At 71.8% G+C, this 18,672-nt stretch carries 15 protein-coding genes and 1 pseudogene; 9 read left to right on the forward strand and 7 right to left on the reverse strand.

Features of this window, described 5'->3' with window-relative positions; all coding sequences use genetic code 11:
• From HNR67_RS30940 to HNR67_RS30955, 4 genes are read left to right on the forward strand one after another with little or no spacing between them, the layout of a single operon-like run.
• Window positions 1-777: a 2,3-dihydro-2,3-dihydroxybenzoate dehydrogenase gene (locus tag HNR67_RS30940; protein ID WP_185005705.1), complete on the forward strand. Its 777-nt coding sequence runs from the start codon at window positions 1-3 to the stop codon at window positions 775-777.
• 23 nt (window positions 778-800) lie between these two features.
• Window positions 801-2,384, forward strand: coding sequence for a (2,3-dihydroxybenzoyl)adenylate synthase (locus tag HNR67_RS30945; RefSeq protein WP_185005706.1), 1,584 nt, complete (start codon window positions 801-803; stop codon window positions 2,382-2,384).
• Window positions 2,381-3,031 (forward strand): isochorismatase family protein, encoded by a 651-nt coding sequence (locus HNR67_RS30950; RefSeq protein ID WP_246492634.1) that lies wholly within the window; start codon window positions 2,381-2,383, stop codon window positions 3,029-3,031. Before HNR67_RS30945 ends, HNR67_RS30950 begins: the two co-directional genes overlap by 4 nt.
• On the forward strand, window positions 3,028-3,234 hold the full coding sequence (locus HNR67_RS30955) for a phosphopantetheine-binding protein (RefSeq protein WP_185005707.1): 207 nt from the start codon (window positions 3,028-3,030) through the stop codon (window positions 3,232-3,234). The genes HNR67_RS30950 and HNR67_RS30955 overlap by 4 nt, the downstream gene beginning before the upstream one ends.
• Before the next feature lie 41 nt (window positions 3,235-3,275).
• Here the strand turns inward: HNR67_RS30955 and HNR67_RS30960 are convergent, their stop codons facing one another.
• On the reverse strand, window positions 3,276-4,136 hold the full coding sequence (locus HNR67_RS30960; protein WP_185011311.1) for a YwqG family protein: 861 nt from the start codon (window positions 4,134-4,136) through the stop codon (window positions 3,276-3,278).
• Between the two features lie 119 nt (window positions 4,137-4,255).
• On the opposite strand from HNR67_RS30960, the gene HNR67_RS46770 reads away from it, so the two are divergent.
• Window positions 4,256-4,588 carry a helix-turn-helix domain-containing protein gene (locus tag HNR67_RS46770; protein WP_407645149.1) on the forward strand — a complete coding sequence of 111 codons (333 nt, stop codon included), beginning with the start codon at window positions 4,256-4,258 and terminating at the stop codon, window positions 4,586-4,588.
• Here HNR67_RS46770 and HNR67_RS30970 read toward each other — a convergent pair.
• Entirely contained in the window at window positions 4,513-5,475 is a 963-nt protein-coding gene (locus HNR67_RS30970; RefSeq protein WP_185005709.1) for a hypothetical protein, read from the reverse strand. The genes HNR67_RS46770 and HNR67_RS30970 overlap by 76 nt on opposite strands.
• Before the next feature lie 85 nt (window positions 5,476-5,560).
• Window positions 5,561-10,441, reverse strand: a pseudogene (locus HNR67_RS30975) (amino acid adenylation domain-containing protein); the annotation flags it as partial.
• Window positions 10,442-10,500: 59 nt separating this feature from the next.
• On the opposite strand from HNR67_RS30975, the gene fes reads away from it, so the two are divergent.
• Together fes and HNR67_RS30985 are read left to right on the forward strand one after the other, a co-directional pair.
• A complete protein-coding gene (fes, locus tag HNR67_RS30980) occupies window positions 10,501-11,808 on the forward strand; it encodes an enterochelin esterase (RefSeq protein WP_185005711.1) in 1,308 nt (435 codons plus the stop codon).
• A complete protein-coding gene (locus tag HNR67_RS30985) occupies window positions 11,801-13,984 on the forward strand; it encodes an AMP-binding protein (RefSeq protein WP_185005712.1) in 2,184 nt (727 codons plus the stop codon). The genes fes and HNR67_RS30985 overlap by 8 nt, the downstream gene beginning before the upstream one ends.
• On the opposite strand, the gene HNR67_RS30990 is transcribed toward HNR67_RS30985, so the two are convergent.
• Together HNR67_RS30990 and HNR67_RS30995 are read right to left on the reverse strand one after the other, a co-directional pair.
• Entirely contained in the window at window positions 13,968-14,624 is a 657-nt protein-coding gene (locus HNR67_RS30990) for a GNAT family N-acetyltransferase (RefSeq protein WP_221490117.1), read from the reverse strand. The genes HNR67_RS30985 and HNR67_RS30990 overlap by 17 nt on opposite strands.
• A 78-nt stretch (window positions 14,625-14,702) precedes the next feature.
• Window positions 14,703-16,016, reverse strand: coding sequence for an MFS transporter (locus tag HNR67_RS30995; RefSeq protein ID WP_185005713.1), 1,314 nt, complete (start codon window positions 16,014-16,016; stop codon window positions 14,703-14,705).
• Between the two features lie 144 nt (window positions 16,017-16,160).
• Here HNR67_RS30995 and HNR67_RS31000 point away from each other — a divergent pair, with 144 nt between their 5' ends.
• Window positions 16,161-16,397: a PLDc N-terminal domain-containing protein gene (locus tag HNR67_RS31000; RefSeq protein ID WP_185005714.1), complete on the forward strand. Its 237-nt coding sequence runs from the start codon at window positions 16,161-16,163 to the stop codon at window positions 16,395-16,397.
• Here HNR67_RS31000 and HNR67_RS31005 read toward each other — a convergent pair.
• A complete protein-coding gene (locus tag HNR67_RS31005; RefSeq protein ID WP_185005715.1) occupies window positions 16,382-16,933 on the reverse strand; it encodes a CGNR zinc finger domain-containing protein in 552 nt (183 codons plus the stop codon). The genes HNR67_RS31000 and HNR67_RS31005 overlap by 16 nt on opposite strands.
• Window positions 16,934-17,010: 77 nt before the next feature.
• Between HNR67_RS31005 and HNR67_RS31010 the strand changes: the two genes are divergently transcribed.
• Window positions 17,011-17,952, forward strand: coding sequence for an EamA family transporter (locus HNR67_RS31010; protein ID WP_185005716.1), 942 nt, complete (start codon window positions 17,011-17,013; stop codon window positions 17,950-17,952).
• Window positions 17,953-18,033: 81 nt separating this feature from the next.
• On the opposite strand, the gene HNR67_RS31015 is transcribed toward HNR67_RS31010, so the two are convergent.
• Window positions 18,034-18,549 (reverse strand): hypothetical protein, encoded by a 516-nt coding sequence (locus tag HNR67_RS31015; protein ID WP_185005717.1) that lies wholly within the window; start codon window positions 18,547-18,549, stop codon window positions 18,034-18,036.
• Between the last annotated feature and the right edge of the window lie 123 nt (window positions 18,550-18,672).

An 18,672-nucleotide genomic window follows, 5' to 3' on the forward strand; every position in this document is an offset into this window, starting at 1 on the left:
ATGACTGTGAACGCGTGGAACACGACCGGTGTGGCCGTGGTCAGCGGCGCCGCCCGGGGCATCGGCGCCGCCGTCGCCGATGCCCTGGCCGGCCGCGGCGCCAGGGTCGCACTGCTGGATCTCGACGGGGACGCGGTGCGCGAGCGGGCCGCCGCACTCGGTGAGCACGCCACCGGCCACGCCGTGGACGTGGCCGACGCCGCGGCGGTGGAAGCCGTGGTGGCCCAGGTGGAACAGGACCTCGGACCGGTGACCGCGCTGGTCAACGTGGCCGGGGTGTTGCAGGCCGCCCCGGTGGCCGAACTCGACCCGGCGGTGTGGGCACGCACCTTCGCGGTCAACGTGGACGGGGTGTTCCACCTCTCCCGCGCGGTGACCAGGCGGATGGCGCAGCGCGGCGCGGGCGCGGTGGTCACGGTGACCTCCAACGCCGCCACCGTGCCCAGGGCCGGACTGGCCGCCTACTGCGCGTCCAAGGCGGCCAGCGCGATGTTCACCAAGGTGCTCGGGCTGGAACTGGCCGGGCAGGGCATCCGCTGCAACGTAGTCGCGCCCGGCTCCACCGACACCGACATGGGCCGCGCGCTGTGGGGCGCGGGCGGCCAGGCCGGGGTGATCGCGGGCGCGCCGGAGTCCTTCCGGGTGGGCATCCCACTGGCCAGGGTGGCCGACCCCACCGACGTCGCCGACGCGGTGCTCTTCCTCCTCTCCCCCGCCGCGCGGCACATCACGATGCAGGAGTTGTGCGTCGACGGTGGCGCCACGCTCGGGGCCTGACCGCGACCGGAGACACGACAACCATGTGGCCAGACGAGTTCGCCAGCCGCTACCGCGAGCTGGGTTACTGGCGCGGCGAGACCTTCGGCGGACTGCTGCGCGAGTGGGCCGGGCGCTGGGGCGAGCGCACCGCCGTGATCGACGGCGAGACCCACCTCAGTTACGCCGAGCTGGACCGGCGGGCCGACCGCCTCGCCGCCGGCCTGCACGGCATCGGCGTGCGCGCCGGGGACCGGGTGGTGCTGCAACTGCCCAGCACCGCGGCCTTCTTCGACGTGATCTTCGCCTTGTTCCGGCTCGGCGCGCTGCCGGTGTTCGCACTGCCTTCCCACCGGGCCAACGAGATCGGCTACTTCTGCGCGCACAGCGAGGCCGTCGCGCTGGTGACCACCGACGTGTTGGACGGCTTCGACCACCGCAGCCTGGCCGCGGTCGCGGGCAACGCCAGGGTGATCATCGCCGGTGATCCGGGCGAGCACACCGCGCTGGCCGACCTCTACACCGACCCGATCCCGTTGCCGGAGCGGGATCCCGGCGAGCTGGCGTTCCTGCAACTCTCCGGCGGCAGCACCGGCAGGCCCAAGCTGATCCCACGCACCCACGACGACTACCTCTACAGCGTCTGGGCCAGTGCGGACATCTGCGGGCTGAGCACCGAGACGGTGTACCTGTGCGCGCTGCCGGTGGCGCACAACTACCCGCTGTCCTCCCCCGGCGTGCTCGGCGTGCTCTACGCGGGCGGCACCGTGGTGCTGTGCCCACGCCCCGATCCGGCCACCGCGTTCGCGCTGATCGAGCGGCACCGGGTCACCATCACCGGGGTGGTGCCGCCGATCGCGTTGGTGTGGCTGGAATCCGCCCGCCGCAGCACCCGTGACCTGTCCAGCCTCCAGGTCCTCCAGGTGGGTGGCGCCAAACTCGCCGAGGAGGTGGCCCGCCGGGTCCGGCCGACCCTGGGCTGCACCCTGCAACAGGTCTTCGGCATGGCCGAGGGACTGGTCAACTACACCCGCCTGGACGATCCGGAGGAGGTCGTGGTCAGCACCCAGGGCCGCCCGATCTCCGCGCACGACGAGGTCCTGGTCCTCGACGAGGACGGAAACCCGGTGCCCGACGGGGAAACCGGGCACCTGCTGACCCGAGGTCCTTACACCATCAGGGGTTACTGGCGGGCCGAGGAGCACAACGCCCGCGCGTTCACCCCGGACGGCTTCTACCGCACCGGCGACATCGTGCGCCGGGACTCCGACGGCTACCTGGTGGTGACCGGCCGGGCCAAGGACCAGATCAACCGCGGCGGGGAGAAGATCGCCGCCGAGGAGGTCGAGAACGAACTGCTCGCCCACCCCGCGGTGCACGACGCCGCGGTGGTGGCCATGCCCGACCGCTACCTGGGCGAGCGCTCCTGCGCGTTCGTCGTGCTGCGCCAAGGGGTGCCCGTCCCCGCGGCGAACACGTTGCGCGAGTTCGTCCGGGACCGCGGCCTGGCCGCCTACAAGGTGCCGGACCGGGTGGAGTTCCTCGACGAGTTCCCCACCACCGCGGTGGGCAAGACCAGCACCAATGACCTGCGTGCCGCGTTGCGCGCACGCCTGGAGAGGGGATGAACACCATGGGCCTGCCCGCGATCAAGCCCTACGCCTTACCCGAGCCCGAGGAGCTGCCCGCGAACCGGGTGGACTGGCGGGTCGACCCGGCCCGTGCCGTACTGCTCGTGCACGATATGCAGAACCACTTCCTGGACGCCTTCCCGCGCGCGGACTCCCCGCTGCCGGAGGTGCTGGCCAACATCGACGCGCTGCGCAAGCACTGCACAGCAGCGGGCATCCCGGTGGTCTTCACCGCCCAGCCCGGCGGCCAGAGCCAGGACGAACGCGGTCTGCTGCTGGACTTCTGGGGCAACGGCCTGCCGCCGGAACAGCGCGCCGAGTCCATTGTGGACGAACTCGCGCCGGCGCCGACGGACATCGTGCTGACCAAGTGGCGGTACAGCGCGTTCGTGCGCACCGACCTGGCCGAGTTCCTCGGCGAGCGGGACCAGCTGATCATCACCGGCGTGTACGGGCACATCGGGGTGCTGACCACCGCGCTGGACGCGTTCATGCGCGAGGTCAAACCGTTCGTGGTGGCCGACGCGGTCGCCGACTTCTCCCGCGCGGACCACCTGTCCGCCCTGCACCACGTGGCCCAGCGCTGCGGGCACGTGCTGACCACCGCGAACCTGGTCGACGCCGTGCTGGGGGTGGCCTCGTGACCACCGCGGCCCTGCGCGAGCAGGTGGGCGAACTGCTGGGCCGCCCGGTCACCGACGAGGAGGACCTCCTGGCGGCCGGGCTGGACTCGATCCGGCTGATGGTGCTGGCCGAACGCTGGGAGTCCGAGGGCGCGGACGTCTCCTTCGTGACCCTGCTGGAGAACCCGACCGTCGCGGCCTGGGCGCGGCTGGTCGGCAACTGAGCGGCCCGGAGGTCGGCGGGACCCGCCGACCTCCGGGCGGATCAACCGCACTGCATGGTGCACCGCGCGGCCTCGAACCGGCCCGCGGCCAGGTCCTCGGACCGGATCACCCAATACAGTCTGCCGACATCGCCCCAGCACATATCGGCCTCCTCGCAACTGTCGATCTGGGCGAGTAACACCCACCGCGCCGCCTCCTCGGCGAAACCCGGGTCCGACCAGGAACCCGCGAACACCTGGTCAGCCAGTTCGTTCTCCACCGAACCCTGCACCGGCGCGGCGAAACCGCCGACCTGGTGGAACGGGCCTTCCTCGACCTCCCAGCGCAGCTCACCGAACACATCGGTGCCCGAGCGCCCCGGACCAAGCACGGTCTGCACGGCCTCGGCCAGGGTGGCCCCGCTCGCCGTCCGGGTCTGGTCCAGCAGGTGATGCTCGCGCTCCGGGGCGGTGGCCACGACCTCGGTGAAGAGGTCAACACTCGGGTAGGGGTCGATACCGGGCGGTGCCGTTCGTTCGGTGACCGCCGTGCCCTCCGACACGAAGATCACCCGGCTGCCCTCGATGTTCTCCACCAGGGCCGAGTCGGGATAGCCCGGCTGGTGTTCGCCGTCGAAATAGAAGAACAGCAGCGTGCCCTCGGCAGGCAGCGGGATGCTCAGGAACTCCCGCGGCAGTGCGGCACAGTCCACCTCGGCGATGAAGTTGAGTGGCCCATTGTCCGGCCAGCTCGGCCAGTCCATCTCCGGCGGCAGCGCCGGATTCCCACCCAACCGGCCCACCCGCGGCCCCGGCCCGGCGAAGGCGAGCCGGATGCCCGGCTGGAACAGCTTGATCCAGGTTTCCGCGGCCTCGGCGGGCAGGCGGTCCCTGGCAACCGCGCTGAGGCGGTCCGTCCACATCGTCACGGCGCACAACGTACCCACGCCCACCGACAGTTCCACTCGGCGGTAATTCGTTGATTGACGAGTCATTCTCCCCGGATTAGGCTCCGGCGGCGATCTCGACCTGCCCAGAAGGGGTGTCTGGATTGGCGTCGAAAAGTGAGATCGGCCAGCGAGTCAGGAAGTACCGGCGACTGCGCGGAATGAGCGTGCGCACCACAGCCCAACTCGCCGGTCTCTCCCCGGCATTCCTGTCCATGGTGGAGAACGGCGAGCGGATACTGGACCGTCTTTCGCACATCCAGGCCATCGCCACCGCACTCCGGGTGTCGCCCGCCGATCTGATCGACTCGGCATGGGCCCCCGCGGTTGCCAGGGGCCCATGGGTCCGAGATCAGGAATTGACCGGTGAATGCAGGTACCCGCCGAGCACGACATTGGCCCACCAGGTGCCGGACCCGGAGGCGTAGAAGACGTCGGTGAGGTCGTATCCGCTCATGTCGCCACCGCGGGTGTACACCACGTGCTTCTGACCATCGGCCGGAATGGGGTCACTGGTGAAATTCAGATAGGTCGCCACTCGACCACCCGCACCCAGCTTGACCTTGAAGTAGTTGAAGTACGGATTGGCGTGGCACAGCGCCAGCACCCGGTCCACCTCGGCCGTCCAGGTGCAGAGTTCCTTCGGGGTGCGGTGGACCCGGTTGTTGCTGGTGGACTTGGAAGTGTCCCACGGCACCCTGGCGTCCTCATCCGTGGTGCCGGTGCTGCCGTAGAAGACGTCACCGGTGGTCGCGTTGCAGAACGGCGGTGAGTCGTCGACGGCGTTACGGCTGGACGAGCTGTAGGTCCAGCAGCCCTGCGTCGACTGGAGCTGCCAGGATGAACGCGGCGCCGAATCGGCCAGTCCGTCGCGGCGCAGTTGTTCGGTGAAGTACTGCTCACCTCGGGTCGGGAAGAACGCGGTGCTCTGGTTCGGCCGACTCCAGTTCAGCACCACGAACATCCCGTCGGTACTGTCGCACGGGGTGCGGTACCAGTAAACCCAGGATCCGTCATTGGCCCGGACGAAACTGTCCGTGGCCTGCGTGATCGACTCCTGCACAATGGACATGAACTGGTCGACCGGGAGTGGCTGACCACCTCGGCAGACTGTTTCGCCACGGTGGTTGTAATAGGCGTGCTGGACGATCCTGGGCAGCATGTTGACGAGGTCGACTCCCGGTGGTTGCGGGGCGCGGTGATAGCCGGGTGCGGCCCAGGCCTTTTCGGCGGATCCCGGCGCGAACACCAGCACCGCGGCGATCAGCGCGAGAATTGCGGGCAGCAGGCAGCGACGGACAAGACGGCGACTCATGTGACTCCCGTTCAAGCGAACCTGAATGTTCGCTCGCCGACGGTAGTCAACCTGATACCGAATATGTTCACGCTGGTGAACACCGCTACAGCAGCCGGGCGATCCGTTCCTGCGCCGCCGGACTGGCCAGGTCGTGGTGACCGAAGTCCAGGTCGTGGTTGACGATCTCGCCGGTGACATGCGCCGCCCAGTCCGCGTGCGTGGACAGCAGTTCCGCCCGGTCCCTGGTCGCGGTGCCGAACACCAGATCCCCGTGGTGCACACCGAATTCCGCGCCCGCGATCACCTCGGCGGCCGCCCGCACGTTGGCGGTCACCACCGCCGGGTCCAGGCCGGGTGGCAGTGGCTGTTCCAGGTGCCGGGTCAGGTCGGCGACCGGCGGTTGGCCGCGCCAGCGGGTGCCGGGGTAGGCGTCGAGCAACACAAGCTGGGCGACCTGCTCGCCCTGGGCGTGCAGCCGGACGGCCATCTCGTGCGCGATCAGGCCGCCGAGCGACCAACCGACCAGGTGGTAGGGACCGTGCGGGCGCACCTTGCGCAGTGCGGTCAGGTGGAGGTCGGCCAGTGAGGCGAGGGTGTGGCCGGTGAGGTCGGGGCATTGCAGGGCATGGACCTCGCGGTCCAGGTGCGCGGCCAGACCGGCGTAGCACCAGCCGAGGCCACTGGCCGGGTGCACACAGAACAGCGGTTCGCCGCGCCCACCGGTGCGCAGCGGCAGCACCGGGGCGAACGGGTCCACCGCGGTCTCCTGGGCGAGCAGACCGGCCACCGTCGGGGCGGCCAGCACGTCGGCGACGGTGACCGGACGGCCGAGCACCTCGGCGGCCTGGGCGGCGAATCGGGCGGCCAGCAGGGAATGGCCGCCGGCGGCGAAGAAGTCCTCGTCCACGCCGAACTCGGGCAGACCGAGCAGTTCGGCCGCGGCAGCGCACAGCTCATGTTCGACCGGGGTGCTGGGCGCGCGGGCCGGGCCGCGGTCGAGCACCGGGTCCGGCAGTGCGGCCAGGTCGAGTTTTCCGTTGGGGGTCAACGGAAGTGCGGGCACCGGCAGCACCGCGACCGGCAGCATGTGCGCGGGCAGTGACCGGGCGGCGTGCGCACGCACCTCCGGTCCGGTGACGCCGGGGTCGGCGAGCACGTAGCCGACCAGGTGCGGTCCGGCCACACCCTCACGCACGGCCACCGCGGCGGTGCGCACGCCGGGGCAGCCGACCAGCGCCGCCTCGACCTCACCCAGCTCGATCCGGAACCCCCGGATCTTGACCTGGTCGTCGGCCCGGCCCAGGTACTCCAGCACCCCGTCCGCCCGCCAGCGCACCAGATCCCCGGTGCGGTACATCCGTGCGCCGGGCACCCCGTGCGGGTCGGCCAGGAAGCGGTGCGCGGTCAGCGCGGGCCGGTCCAGATAGCCCCTGGCCACACCCTCACCGCCGAGGTACAGCTCGGCCACCACCCCCGGCGGCACCGGACACAGCCGGTCGTCGAGCACGTAGGCGCGCACGCCCGGGTCCGGGCGGCCGATCGGCACCGGGCCCGGCTGGCTGGGATCGCAGTCCCACAGGGTGGCGTTGACGGTGGTCTCGGTGGGGCCGTAGGCGTTGACCACGCGATGCCGCGCGCCCCACCGCCGAACCACCTCCGGCGGCACGCGTTCGCCGCCGACCACCAGGGTGAGTTCCGGCGGCAGGGTGATCTCCGGCGGGAACATGGCCAAAATGGACGGTGGCAGCCCGGCGACGGAAATTCGTTGCTCTCGCAGGTAATCCGCGAGTCCGGCGCCGGGGGCGCGCAGCTCCGCGGGGATCACCACCAGGGTGCCACCACTGAGCAGAGTGCCGACCAGCTGCCAGAACGCGGCGTCGAAACTCGGCGAGGCGAAGTAGAGCACCCGCTGCCCGGCAGCCGAGCCGAACGCCAGTTCCTGGGTGGCCACCAGCTTCGCCACCCCGCGATGCGGCACCACCACGCCCTTGGGCAGCCCGGTGGATCCGCTGGTGTAGATGACATAGGCGGCGTGGTCGGGACTCAGCGAGACCTCCGGCCCGGTGCCAGGCAGGGTGGCCAGTCGGCGCACCACCTCGGGATCATCGAGCAGGATCGTGGGCAGGTCGGCGGGCAGGTGGGCGGCCAGCTCGGTGGTGGTGAGCAGGACCCGAGGGCGGGCATCGGTGATCAGGTGGGCGAGCCGGTCGGCCGGGTAGTCCGGGTCCAGCGGCAGGAACGCACCGCCGGCCTTGAGCACGGCGAGCTGGGTGGCCACGATGTCCAGGGTCCGCGGCGGCGCGATGGCCACCACGGTTTCCGGTCCGATCCCGTGTTCCCGCAACAGGTGCGCGATCCGGCTGGCGCGGTCGTCGAGTTCGGCGTAGCTGTGTTCGGCGCCGTCCACCGCGACCGCGATCGCCTGCGGGGCAAGGCGAACCTGGGCGGCGAACAGCTCGGGCACGGTGCCGGGTTCGGGCGTGCGCGCGGGGTGGTTCCAGTCGTGCACAATCCGCTGGTGCTCGGCTTCGGTGAGCAGCGGCAGGTCGCCGACCGGCCGGTCGGGTTCGGCGGTGAGCAGGGCCAGCAGGTGGGCCAGGCGTTCACCGAAACCGCGGGCGGTGTCGGCGTCGAAGAGGTCGAGCCGGTGTTCCACCAGTCCGGAAAGGCCGTCCTGGCCGGGAGTCTCGCTGAAGGCGAAGGTGAGGTCGAACTTGGCCGCACCCGCACTGATCGGAGCCAGCCGGGCACTGAGCCCACGATCCAGGACGGTGTCCGCGCCGGTGTCGGTGCGATGACTGAGCATCACCTGGAACAACGGAGTGCGCCCAGGCGTACGCGGCGGATTGACCGCCTCCACCACCCGCTCGAACGGCACATCCTGGTGATCAAAAGCGGCCAGCGTGCTCTCCCGGACCCGGGCCAGCAATTCCCGGAAACTCGGCGCGCCACCGGTGTTCACCCGCAACACCAGCGTGTTGACGAAAAACCCGACCAGGTCGTCAAAAGCACTGTCACCCCGCCCCGCGACCGGCGTGCCCAGCGGGATGTCGGTGCCCGCGCCAAGCCGGGTACACAGCGTGGCCAGCGCGGCTTGCAGGACCATGAACGTGGTCACGCCCGCCTCGCGGGAGAGTGCCCGCAGGGCGCGGTGGGTGGCCGGTGGCACCTCGAAGGTCACCACACCACCGAGATCGCCCTGGCCACGCGGGCGGTCGGTGGGCAGGGCGAGTTCGGCTGGCAGGCCGGCGAGTTGCTTTCGCCAGAAGTCAAGCTGGCTAACAGCTTCACCGTCGAGCAGCTTCTCCTGCCAGGCGGCGTAGTCCGGGTAGCGGATGCGCAGTGCGGTCCACTGTGGACCGTGTCCGGACCGGCGGGCCTGGTAGGCGGCGGCCAGGTCGTCGAGCAGTGGGCGCAGGGACCATTCGTCGGCGGCGATGTGGTGCAGCAGGAGCAGCAGCACGTGCTCGCGCTCGTCCACCCGGAACAGACTGGGCCGCAATGGCGCTTCGGCGGCCAGATCGAACGGACGCCGGGCCGCGTTGGCCAGCGCCGTGTCCACATCGGACACTGACTGCGGTTCGAGGTCGAAGTCCAAGTGTGACAACACGTTTGGGGCTGGTTCGCCGTGTGCGGCAGGCAGCAGGGTGCGCAGGGGTTCGTGCCGTCCGGCCACATCGGACAGTGCGACGGCGAGCGCGGACACGTCCAGGGGGCCGGTCAGGCGCAGGGTGAGCGGCATGTTGTAGGTGGCCGCGCCGGGGTCCAGACGCTGCAGGAACCACAGGCGACGCTGGGCATGCGAGAGCAGCTGCCGCTCCGGCGCGGGCTCCGGCCGAGGACGGGACCGGCCGCCGTGCTCGGCCAGCCAACCGGCCAGTGCGGCGGGGGTGGGGGTGTCGAAGAGGATGCGCAGCGGCACCTCGACGGACAAGGTGGCCCGGATACGGCTGAGCAGCCGGGTGGCGAGCAGCGAATGCCCACCCAGGGCGAAGAAATCCTCGTCCGGACCGACCTCGGTAACGCCGAGGACCTCGGCGAACAGGGTGGTGATCAGGTCTTCGGCGGCGCCGCGCGGTGGACGGGTGGGGGTGATGGCGGTGGCGGGTTCGGGGAGGGCGGCGTGGTCGAGTTTGCCGCTGGGGGTCAGTGGCAGGGCGGGCAGGGTGAGGACGGCCTCGGGGACGAGGTGACTGGGCAGGCGTTCGGCGAGCCAGGCCCGCACGTCGGGGAGATCGCCGACCGGCAGTGCGCTGCGGGACAACTCGGCGCTGGGCAGGTCGCCACCGGACGAGTCACCGCCGAGCTGCTTGCCGCAGGGCAAGTCACCGCCGGGCAGGTCGCCACCGGGCAGCGGGCCGAGGGGCAAGTCACTGCCGGACACATCACTGTCGGACAGGTCACCGCGGGAGAGGTCACCGTCGGGCAAGTCACCGCCGGACAGATCGCCGCCGGACAGATCGCCACCCGGCAAGTCACCACCGGTCAGCGGGCCACGGAGCAAGTCACCGCCGCGCTGCTTGCCCGCAGGCTGTTCTCCCCCAGGCCGCGCACCCTTCGACCGCTCACCCCCGGGCAGGTCATCCCGGGGCACGACATACGCGATCAGCCGTTGCCCGCCGCGACCATCCGGCCGAGCCACCACCGCGGCCAGCGCAACCCCCGGGCAGGCCAGCACCGCAGCCTCCACCTCCGCGGGCTCCACCCGGAAGCCACGAATCTTCACCTGCCGATCCGCCCGCCCCGCGAACTCCAACTGCCCGCCCCGCAACCGCACCTGATCGCCAGTGCGATACATCCGGTCCCCCGGCGCGCCAAAGGGGTCGGCCAGGAAGCGGGTCGCGGTCAGGCCTGGCTGGCCCAGGTAGCCGCGGCCCACTGTTGGGCCGGCCACGTACAGCTCGCCGAGTGCGCCCGCGGTCGCTGGGCGTAGCGCCGCGTCGAGTACGTAGGCCCGGAGTCCGGGAAGTGGGGTGCCAATTGGCGCCGCGGCGTCGACCATGGCTGTTAGGTTAGCCTAACCAATATCTGGAAGGTGCTGGTATGGCCGAGTTCCCCAACCCGCGACGACTGCCCGCGGTGCCGCCGCACAACCGGCGGCCGACCCCGCCGCCGCTGGCCGAGAGTCCGCGGGTGCGGGCGTTGGCCGGGGCGGACTCGGCGACCCTTGCCGCGTTCTGGCGGCAGGTCGAGGGTGAGGGCACGCCGCTGGTCGAACCGGATGCGGATGACGAGTACCGGATCGTGACCTTCCTGTGGCGGGATGCCGGGCAGGGCGCGGTGTTGTTGCATGCCAACAAGCTCACCGATTACAACGACCTGGGGCCGAGTTTGCTGCGGCTGTTGCCGGGGACGGATGTGTGGCACCGGAGTTACCGGCTTCGGGCGGACTGGCGTGGTACCTACCAGCTCGCGCCGCTGGCGGAACCGCCCGGCGCGCCGGAGGTCTGGCGTGGGCCGGAGCGGGCGCGGTGGCGGGAACTCCAGGCGCTCGCGGTCAGTGATCCGCTCAACCCGAGCACGCTTCCCAACAAGTTCGGGGGGCCGGCATTGTCCCTGGGTGAGCTGGCGGACGCACCTTCGCAGCAGTGGTCTTTTCCGCGTCCCGACCGACCGGTTGGTAGATTGACGGAGCACCGATTTGACAGTGCGGTGCTGGGTAACTCACGCGAGGTCTGGCTGTACCGGCCGACGGGCGCGGAGCATGCGGACCTGCCGTTGCTGGTGCTCTTCGACGGTGAGGTGTGGGCCGGGGACCTCGGGGCCACGCACACGCTGGACAACCTCATCGCCGAGGGCGAGATCCCGCCGATGGCCGCGTTGCTGGTGTCCTCACTCGACCTGCCTTCCCGGGTGGTGGAGCTGGCCTGTGACGAGCTGTTCCTGCGCATGCTCACCGAGGAACTGCTGCCCTGGGCTGGACGCCAACTGCCGCTGACCAGCGACCCACGCCGCACCGTGGTGGCCGGGCAGAGCCTGGGTGGGTTGACCGCGGCCTTCGCCGGACTGCGCGCGCCGCACCGGTTCGGCAACGTGCTCGCCCAGTCCGGTTCGTTCTGGTGGCCCAGCGGCACCGCCTACGAGGCCGGGGCCCAGTGGCTGACCCAGGCGGTGGCCGCCGAGGACAAGCTGCCGGTGGCCTTCGATCTGGAGGTCGGGCTGCTGGAATGGGAACTGCTCGAACCCACCCGGCGGCTGCGCGATGTGTTGCGCGCCAAGGGTTATGACCTGTCCTACCGCGAGTTCCACGGCGGTCACGACTCGGCCTGCTGGCGGGGCGGACTGGCCGACGGGCTGCGCGCGCTCACCGCCCGCTGGGCCACCGCCGAGAAGGAGGCCACCCGTGCCTGACTCCCCCCGCCGCCCGCTCACCGCCGCCCAGCGCGGGATCTGGTTCGGCCAGCAGCTCGCCCCGGACAGCCCGGCCTACAACACCGCCGACGTGGTGGAGATCCGCGGCGAGCTGGACACCGCCCTGCTGGTCGAGTCGATCTACACCTGCCTGACCGAGACCGAGGGCCTGCGCGCGGTCTTCGGCGTTGGCGAGGAACCCTGGCAGGAGACCGGTCCGCTCCCGGTGGTGCGGGTGCTCGACCTGTCCACCGAGGCCGATCCCCGGGCCACCGCGGCGAAACTCCTGGCCGAGGACCTGGCCACCCCGGTCCGGCTGGACGCCGGTCCGCTGACCGCCCAGTTCGTGCTCCGGGTCGGTCCGGCCGAGCACTGGTGGTGGCAGCGGGCGCACCACATCGCGGTGGACGGCTTCTCCTGCGCGCTGCTGCTGCGCCGGGTCGCCGAACTGCACACCGCCCAGGCCGAGGGCCGCGAACCCGCCCCGGCACTGACCTCGGTGACCGCCGCGCTGAGCGTGGACGCCGCCTACGCGAACTCCCCGCAACGCGTCGCCGACCGCGAGTTCTGGCTCGCCGAACTGACCGACGCGCCCGCACCCGTCTCACTGTCCACAATGGACTTCAATGTTGGCGCGGGACTGGCGCTGCGGCTGGCCATCCCGGTGCCCGCCGACCTGGCCGACGCGCTCAAGGCCACCGCCACCCGGCTGTCCCGGACCTGGCCGGAACTGGCGATCGCCGCCGTGGCCGGGCTCACCGCGCGCAGGCTCGGCGTGGACGAGGTGCGGATCGGCCTGCCGGTGCTGGCCCGCTCGGCCGCCGCGGACATGCGGATCGCGGGCACCCTGATGAACATCGTGCCGCTGCGGCTGCCCACCCCGCCGGGGGTGAGCCTGGCCGCGCTGGCCGAGTCCGTGGCCGACCAGCTCCGCCGCACCCGGCCGCATCACCGCTACCGGCATGAGGACCTGCGCCGGGACACCGGCGGCGCCGGGCTGTTCGGGCCGGTGGTCAACGTGCTGCCGTTCGCCACCACGCTGCGCTTCGGCGCGGCCGAGGCGTTGGCGCGCAACGTCTCCGCCGGTCCGGTGGAGGACCTGTGCGTGGCCTTCCGGCAGCAGCGGGACGGTCTGTGGCTGGAACTGGACGCCCACCCCGAGCGCTACACCGCGGCCGAACTCACCGCCCTGCAAGAAGAACTGCTCACCCTGCTCTCGCACAGCGCGGCCGAACCGAAGACCCCGCTGCGCCCGGCGGCCGGCCCCGGGGCCTGGCGGCTGGACTCCCCCGCGGCGCCCCCGCTGTACCCGCTCGCCGAGGTCTTCACGCACGACCTGGGCACCATCGCCGTGATCGAGGGCGACCGCGAGTGGACCTACGGCCAGCTGTGGGCCGGGATCTGCGGGGTGGCCGAAGCGTTGCGGCACCGGGGAATCCGGCGCGGCGACCTGGTCGCGGTGGACCTGCCGCGCGGAGGTTCGGCGGTGATCACCTTCCTCGGCGTGCTCCAGGCCGGAGCGGCCTACCTGCCGCTGGACCCGGCCGCTCCCCCGGCACGCAGGCAGGCCGTGCTCGCCGACGCCAAGCCCGCGCTGGTGCTCACCGCCCCGGACGTGGCCGCCCTCGCGCCCGCCCCGGCCCGCGCGCCGTGGTGCCCGGCCCCGCACGACCTGGCCTACGTGATCTACACCTCCGGCACCACCGGCACCCCCAAGGGCGTGGCGATCGAGCACGGCGCGCTGTCCGCCTTCCTCGGCGCGGCGGCCAGCCGGTACCGGATCACCGCCAGGGACCGGGTGCTCCAGTTCGCGCCACTGCACTTCGACGCCAGCGTGGAGGAGGTCTACCTGGCCCTGGGCGCGGGCGCCCGCCTGGTGGTGCGCACCGAGGGCGTGGAGTCGGTGGCCGCGCTGCTCGCCGAGTGCGCGGCGGCCGGGATCACCGTGCTGGACCTGCCCACCGGGTACTGGCACGAGCTGGCCTACGCGGTCTGCGCCGGCGAGCTGAGCCTGCCGCCCTCGGTACGCCTGGTGATCATCGGCGGGGAGGCGGCCGCGCCGGAGTGGGTGCGGCGGTGGCGGACGAGCGTGCCGGGGGTCGCGCTGGTCAACAGCTACGGACCGACCGAGACCACGGTCGTGGCCACCACCGCGGTGCTCAGTGGCCCGGCGTGAGCGCGGGCAGATCGGCCGGGGTGCGCGGGTAGGCGTAGAGCGCGGCGCGCTTGTGCGGCAGTTCGACCTCGCCGAGCAGGCCGCCGCCGGTCACCACGGCCACCGCGGCGTCCAGCCTGCGGGCCACCCGGTGATCGGCGGCGGGGTCGGTGACCACCCGGCGGCAGGCCGGTTCGGCGGCGAACACCGCCGGGATCAGCTCCAGCCAGAACTTGTAGGCCAGGCCCTGCCCGGCCACCTCCGGATCGCCGATCGCGCCGTGCAGCCCGAGGTCGTGCGGCAGCGCCGGGTAGTGCGCGGCCACCACGTCGCGGGCCGCCCGGTACAGCTCGACGTAGCCGATCGGCCGGTCGTTGAGCCGCACGATGAACGGGCGGCAGTAGGTCCCGGCCAGCTGCGTGCGCAGGGTCGCCGCCCAGCGCTCGCGCGGCCATGCCTGGTCCCAGAACCCGGCCACGTGCGGCAGGTTCATCCAGCCGTGCACCAGGTCGAGATCCTCGCCCTGCGGCAGGGCCGGGGTCATCGACCAGGGTGCGGTCAGGGCAGGCAGCGGCGGCGGCCCCGCTGCCAGCACCCGCTCGGACAGGCCGGTGTGGATCTCCCGTGGGCAATGTGTCCGTGTGTCATCCACCGTGCTCACTCGCGTCCCCTCAGTTTGGTTAGCCTAACCTAACTTGAAGGACGGCAAAGAGCCACCCGATCGGATGACAAGAAACCGTTAGGTGACCTGTGGGACCGGTCGCAGTGCCGGGTGCAGCCAGACGAAGGCGGTGGCCAGCCCGCAGGCGATCACCGAGGCCAGCACCGGGAACACCGGATCCACGCCGTAGAGCGCGGTCCCGGCCAGCGGCCCGATCACGAAGGTGGAGCCGGTCACGGTCTGCACCAGCCCGGCCACCGAGCCCTGCTCGTCCGGACCGACCAGCAAGGTCGGCGCGGTCGCGTACCCCGGCACGGCCAGCCCGATCCCCAGCGCCAGCAACGCCATCGCCCCCGCGATCAGCCACAGCTGCCCCGCACCCAGCAGGCCCAGCAACGCGAGCAGTGCGATCGGCGCGCCCACCCGCAGCAGCCGGGCGGCCGGCCAGCCCAGCTTCGGCACCAGCACCCCCTGCACCAGGATCAGCACCACCCCGGCGCCGAAGGAGATGATCCCGGTGGCGGTCACGGTCTGCTCGGCGGTGAGCCGGAGCCGGTCCTGCACCAGGAATCCCAGCAGCACCAGCACCATGCTGAGCGCGAGGTAGAGCCCGAATCCGCTCAGCAGCACCGGCCACAGCCGTCGATCCCAGGGCCGCAACGCCGTCCGCCTGCCCGCCTCGGGCCGAGCCCGCGCGGCAGGCGGCCCACCCGGAATGGCCACCACGACCACGATCAACGCCACCGCGGCCACCGCGGGCGCGGCCCACACCGGCCCCAGCAACCCGGCGAACCCCAGTGCCCCACCGAGTGCGGGCCCCAACGCGATGGCCAGCCCCTGCATCGCGCCGATCTGCCCGATCCCCTTGGTCCGGGTCCGCTCGTCCGTGGTGGCCGCCGCGATGATCGCGACCGCCGCCACCGGCACCGCGCCGACCCCGGCGCCGAAGATCACGCTGCGGGTGAGCAGCATCAGCGCCAATGTGCCGCCCGGACTGAGCACACCGGCGAGGGCGGCCTGGGTGACACCGGCGAAACCGACCAGGCCGAGCACCGCCAGTGCCGAACCGGCCAGCATCACCGGCCGGTGCCCGAACCGGTCCACCGCCCGCCCCCACCACAGCGCGGTCGCGGTGAAGACCACCGCGGCGCCGGTGACCACCAGACCGATGGCGATCTCGGCCAGCCCCACCTCGCGGGCCAGCGGCGCGAGCACCGGGGACAGCGCCTGCTGCGCGGTGAACACCGCCAGCACCCCGAACAACAACACCGGCAACCGCACGCCATGCCCGGCCCCGGCCGCAGCCGACCCACCCGCGCCCGCCACGCCTGCCCCACCCGCACCCGCGCCCGGCTCACCCGCACCTGGCCCGCTCGTCCCCTGCACGTCCACCCGAAACCCCAGCCCCTCCACCGGGCGCCCGCCCCCAGCAGACGCGACACCAGGGTGTTAGGTTTGCCTTACCTTCCCCGGACTGTCAAGCAGACCCCGCCCGAAGCCGTCAGACTGACCCACACCAGAACCCGGGGAGCAGTCGTGGCGAAACGTCGATGGGCGGACCTGACCAGCACGCAACGCGGTGGGATCGTGGCGCTCGGCCTGGTCCAGCTGACCCTCGCGAGCCTTGCCTGGCGCGACCTGTCCCGCCGCCCCGCCGAGCAGGTGCGCGGCCCGAAACGCCTGTGGGCCTTGGCCATCGGGGTGAACTTCGCCGGTCCGCTGGCCTACTTCCGCTTCGGCCGGGTACGCGCCGGTGCTCACCGCCCGGACTGACGTTCCCGGAACGCGATCATGTTCATCCGGTTGCCGCAGCGCACCGTGCAGAACCGCTTGAGCCCGTTGCGCGAGAGGTCCAGCAGCAGCCCGGTGCAGTCCGGCGCGGCGCACACCCGCAGCCGCCCCATCTCGTCCATCCGGATCACGTCGATGAACCCCAGCGCCGCCTCCACCCGGATCCGCTCGGCCAGCGGGGCCTCCGGGGCGGTCGCGTGGATGTGCCAGTCGTGCTCGTCGTGCCGGATCAGGTAGGGCAGTGCCCGCGCCTCCCGGAGCATCCGGTTGACCACCTCCACCGCGTCGTCCCGCTCCAGGGTCCAGACCTGGCGCAGCAGCTCCCTGGTGACCCGGACCTCGCGGAGTTCGGCCTGGTCGTGGTCGATGCGGCCGGAGTAGGTGTGCCGGGCCAGCAGCTCGGCCAGCTGCTCGACCGTGGCCAGCTCATCCGTGCCACTGCGCGAGGCCCCTGGATCGGTGTTGCCGAGCACGACCACGAACTCCAGCGCCTCCTGTGTGTCAGGGGCAAAATGCAATTTGACTCCTCACAGTCGGCGGACTTAGCGTCAGGGCCGTAGCAACTTTAGCCCATGACACACCGCCGGGAGGCGCCATGCAGCTCGCTCCGACGTCCGCGGGACTGACCGCGGCGGCCGTCTCCGTCGTCTCCTTCGGCACTTCCGGGGCGTTCGTGAAACCGCTGCTGGCCGCGGGCTGGTCGCCCGCGGCCGCGGTCGCCGCCAGGGTCCTGGTCGCCGGGCTCGCGCTGCTGCCGTTCACCCTGCACGCCCTGCGCGGCCGCTGGGACGTGCTGTGGCGGGGCCGCTGGCGGGTGCTCGGCATGGGCCTGGTCGCGGTCGCCTTCACCCAGCTCGCCTACTTCGCCGCGCTGACCCGCATCCCGGTCGCCACCGCCCTGCTGATCGAGTACCTGGCGCCGTTGCTGCTGGTCGGCGCCACCTGGGCGGCCACCCGCCGCAGGCCGGGCGCGACCGTCCTGGCCGGTTCCGCCCTCGCGGTCGGCGGCCTGGTCCTGGTCATCGGCCCCGGCGCGGTCCAGGCGGTGGACCCGCTCGGCCTGCTCTTCGCCTTCGCCGCGGCCATCGGCTGCGCCGCCTACTTCGTCATCGCCGCCCGACCGGCCGACGGCCTGGCCCCCACCGCCCTGGCAGGCACCGGCCTGCTGCTGGCCGCGGTACTGCTGCTGCTCGCGGGTGCCCTGGACCTGCTGCCGTTCACCGCGCACTTCGGCGAGGTCACCGTGCTGGGCCAGGCCGCGCCGTGGTGGGCGCCGCTGCTGGTGGTCGCGATCATCGGCACCGCCATCGCCTACGCCACCGGCATCGCCGCCTCCAACCTGCTCGGCGCCCGCCTGGCCTCCTTCGTCGGCCTGCTGGAGGTCGTCTCCGCCTCGATCTTCGCCTGGCTGCTGCTCGGCGAGGAACTCACCCTGCTGCAACTGGCGGGCGGGGCGCTGATCCTGGGCGGGATCGCCGCGGTGCGGGCGGAACGGCCGGCCGCACCGGCCCCCGAACCGGTGGTCTGCCTCGCCTAGTCCGCGCGGGCGCTCGAACCAGAACGAGCGGCTCCGGTTGTCCTGCGGGCAGTAGCCCCGGGCACCCATCCAGGCGGTGATTCAGAGCGCGGCCAGCACCGTGGCGCGCTCCTCCGCCGACAGCCGCAACCCCACCTGGGAGGTGTCGGCGAAGACGAGTCGCAGGTACGGGACATCGCCGCCGACGTCCTCGGCCTGCGGCCGGGCATCGGCCACGCTGTGCCAGCGCAGCGCGAAATCGTCCTCGTCCTCCTCCAGCAGCGCGACCGTGGCGCCGTCGCTGACCACCCACCGCTCCAGCTGTTCGATCTCCTCGTCGAAGCCGACGAACCGGCCCGCGTCGGTGTGGGTGAACCCGGTGGGCGGCATGTGCCGCCCCTTCGCATCCGCCCCGTCGGCGCCGCCGAACAAACCCTCCAGGAGACCGAGCGCGACCGTGAACGCCATGCCCACCTTGCGCCGCAGGCCATGGCCCCGGTTGACCAACTCGGTGCTGGGCACCACGGTCAGCGGGGTCAGCACAACCGGCGGACCGAAGGTGGGCACCAGCTCCGCCAGCGCGGCGCGCACCCGCGCCTCTGGTTCCTGCGATTCCATGTCACCATCCTGCCGGAGACCGCGGACCAACGCACCGGTGCGGGTGTGCGGGGCACCAGCGAATATGAATTTTCGTTCACATCCTCGTTATCGAGAAATTCACAATGTGGGAGGCCGACTTTC

Origin of the sequence: Crossiella cryophila (assembly GCF_014204915.1) — a bacterium.
GTDB lineage: Bacteria > Actinomycetota > Actinomycetes > Mycobacteriales > Pseudonocardiaceae > Crossiella > Crossiella cryophila.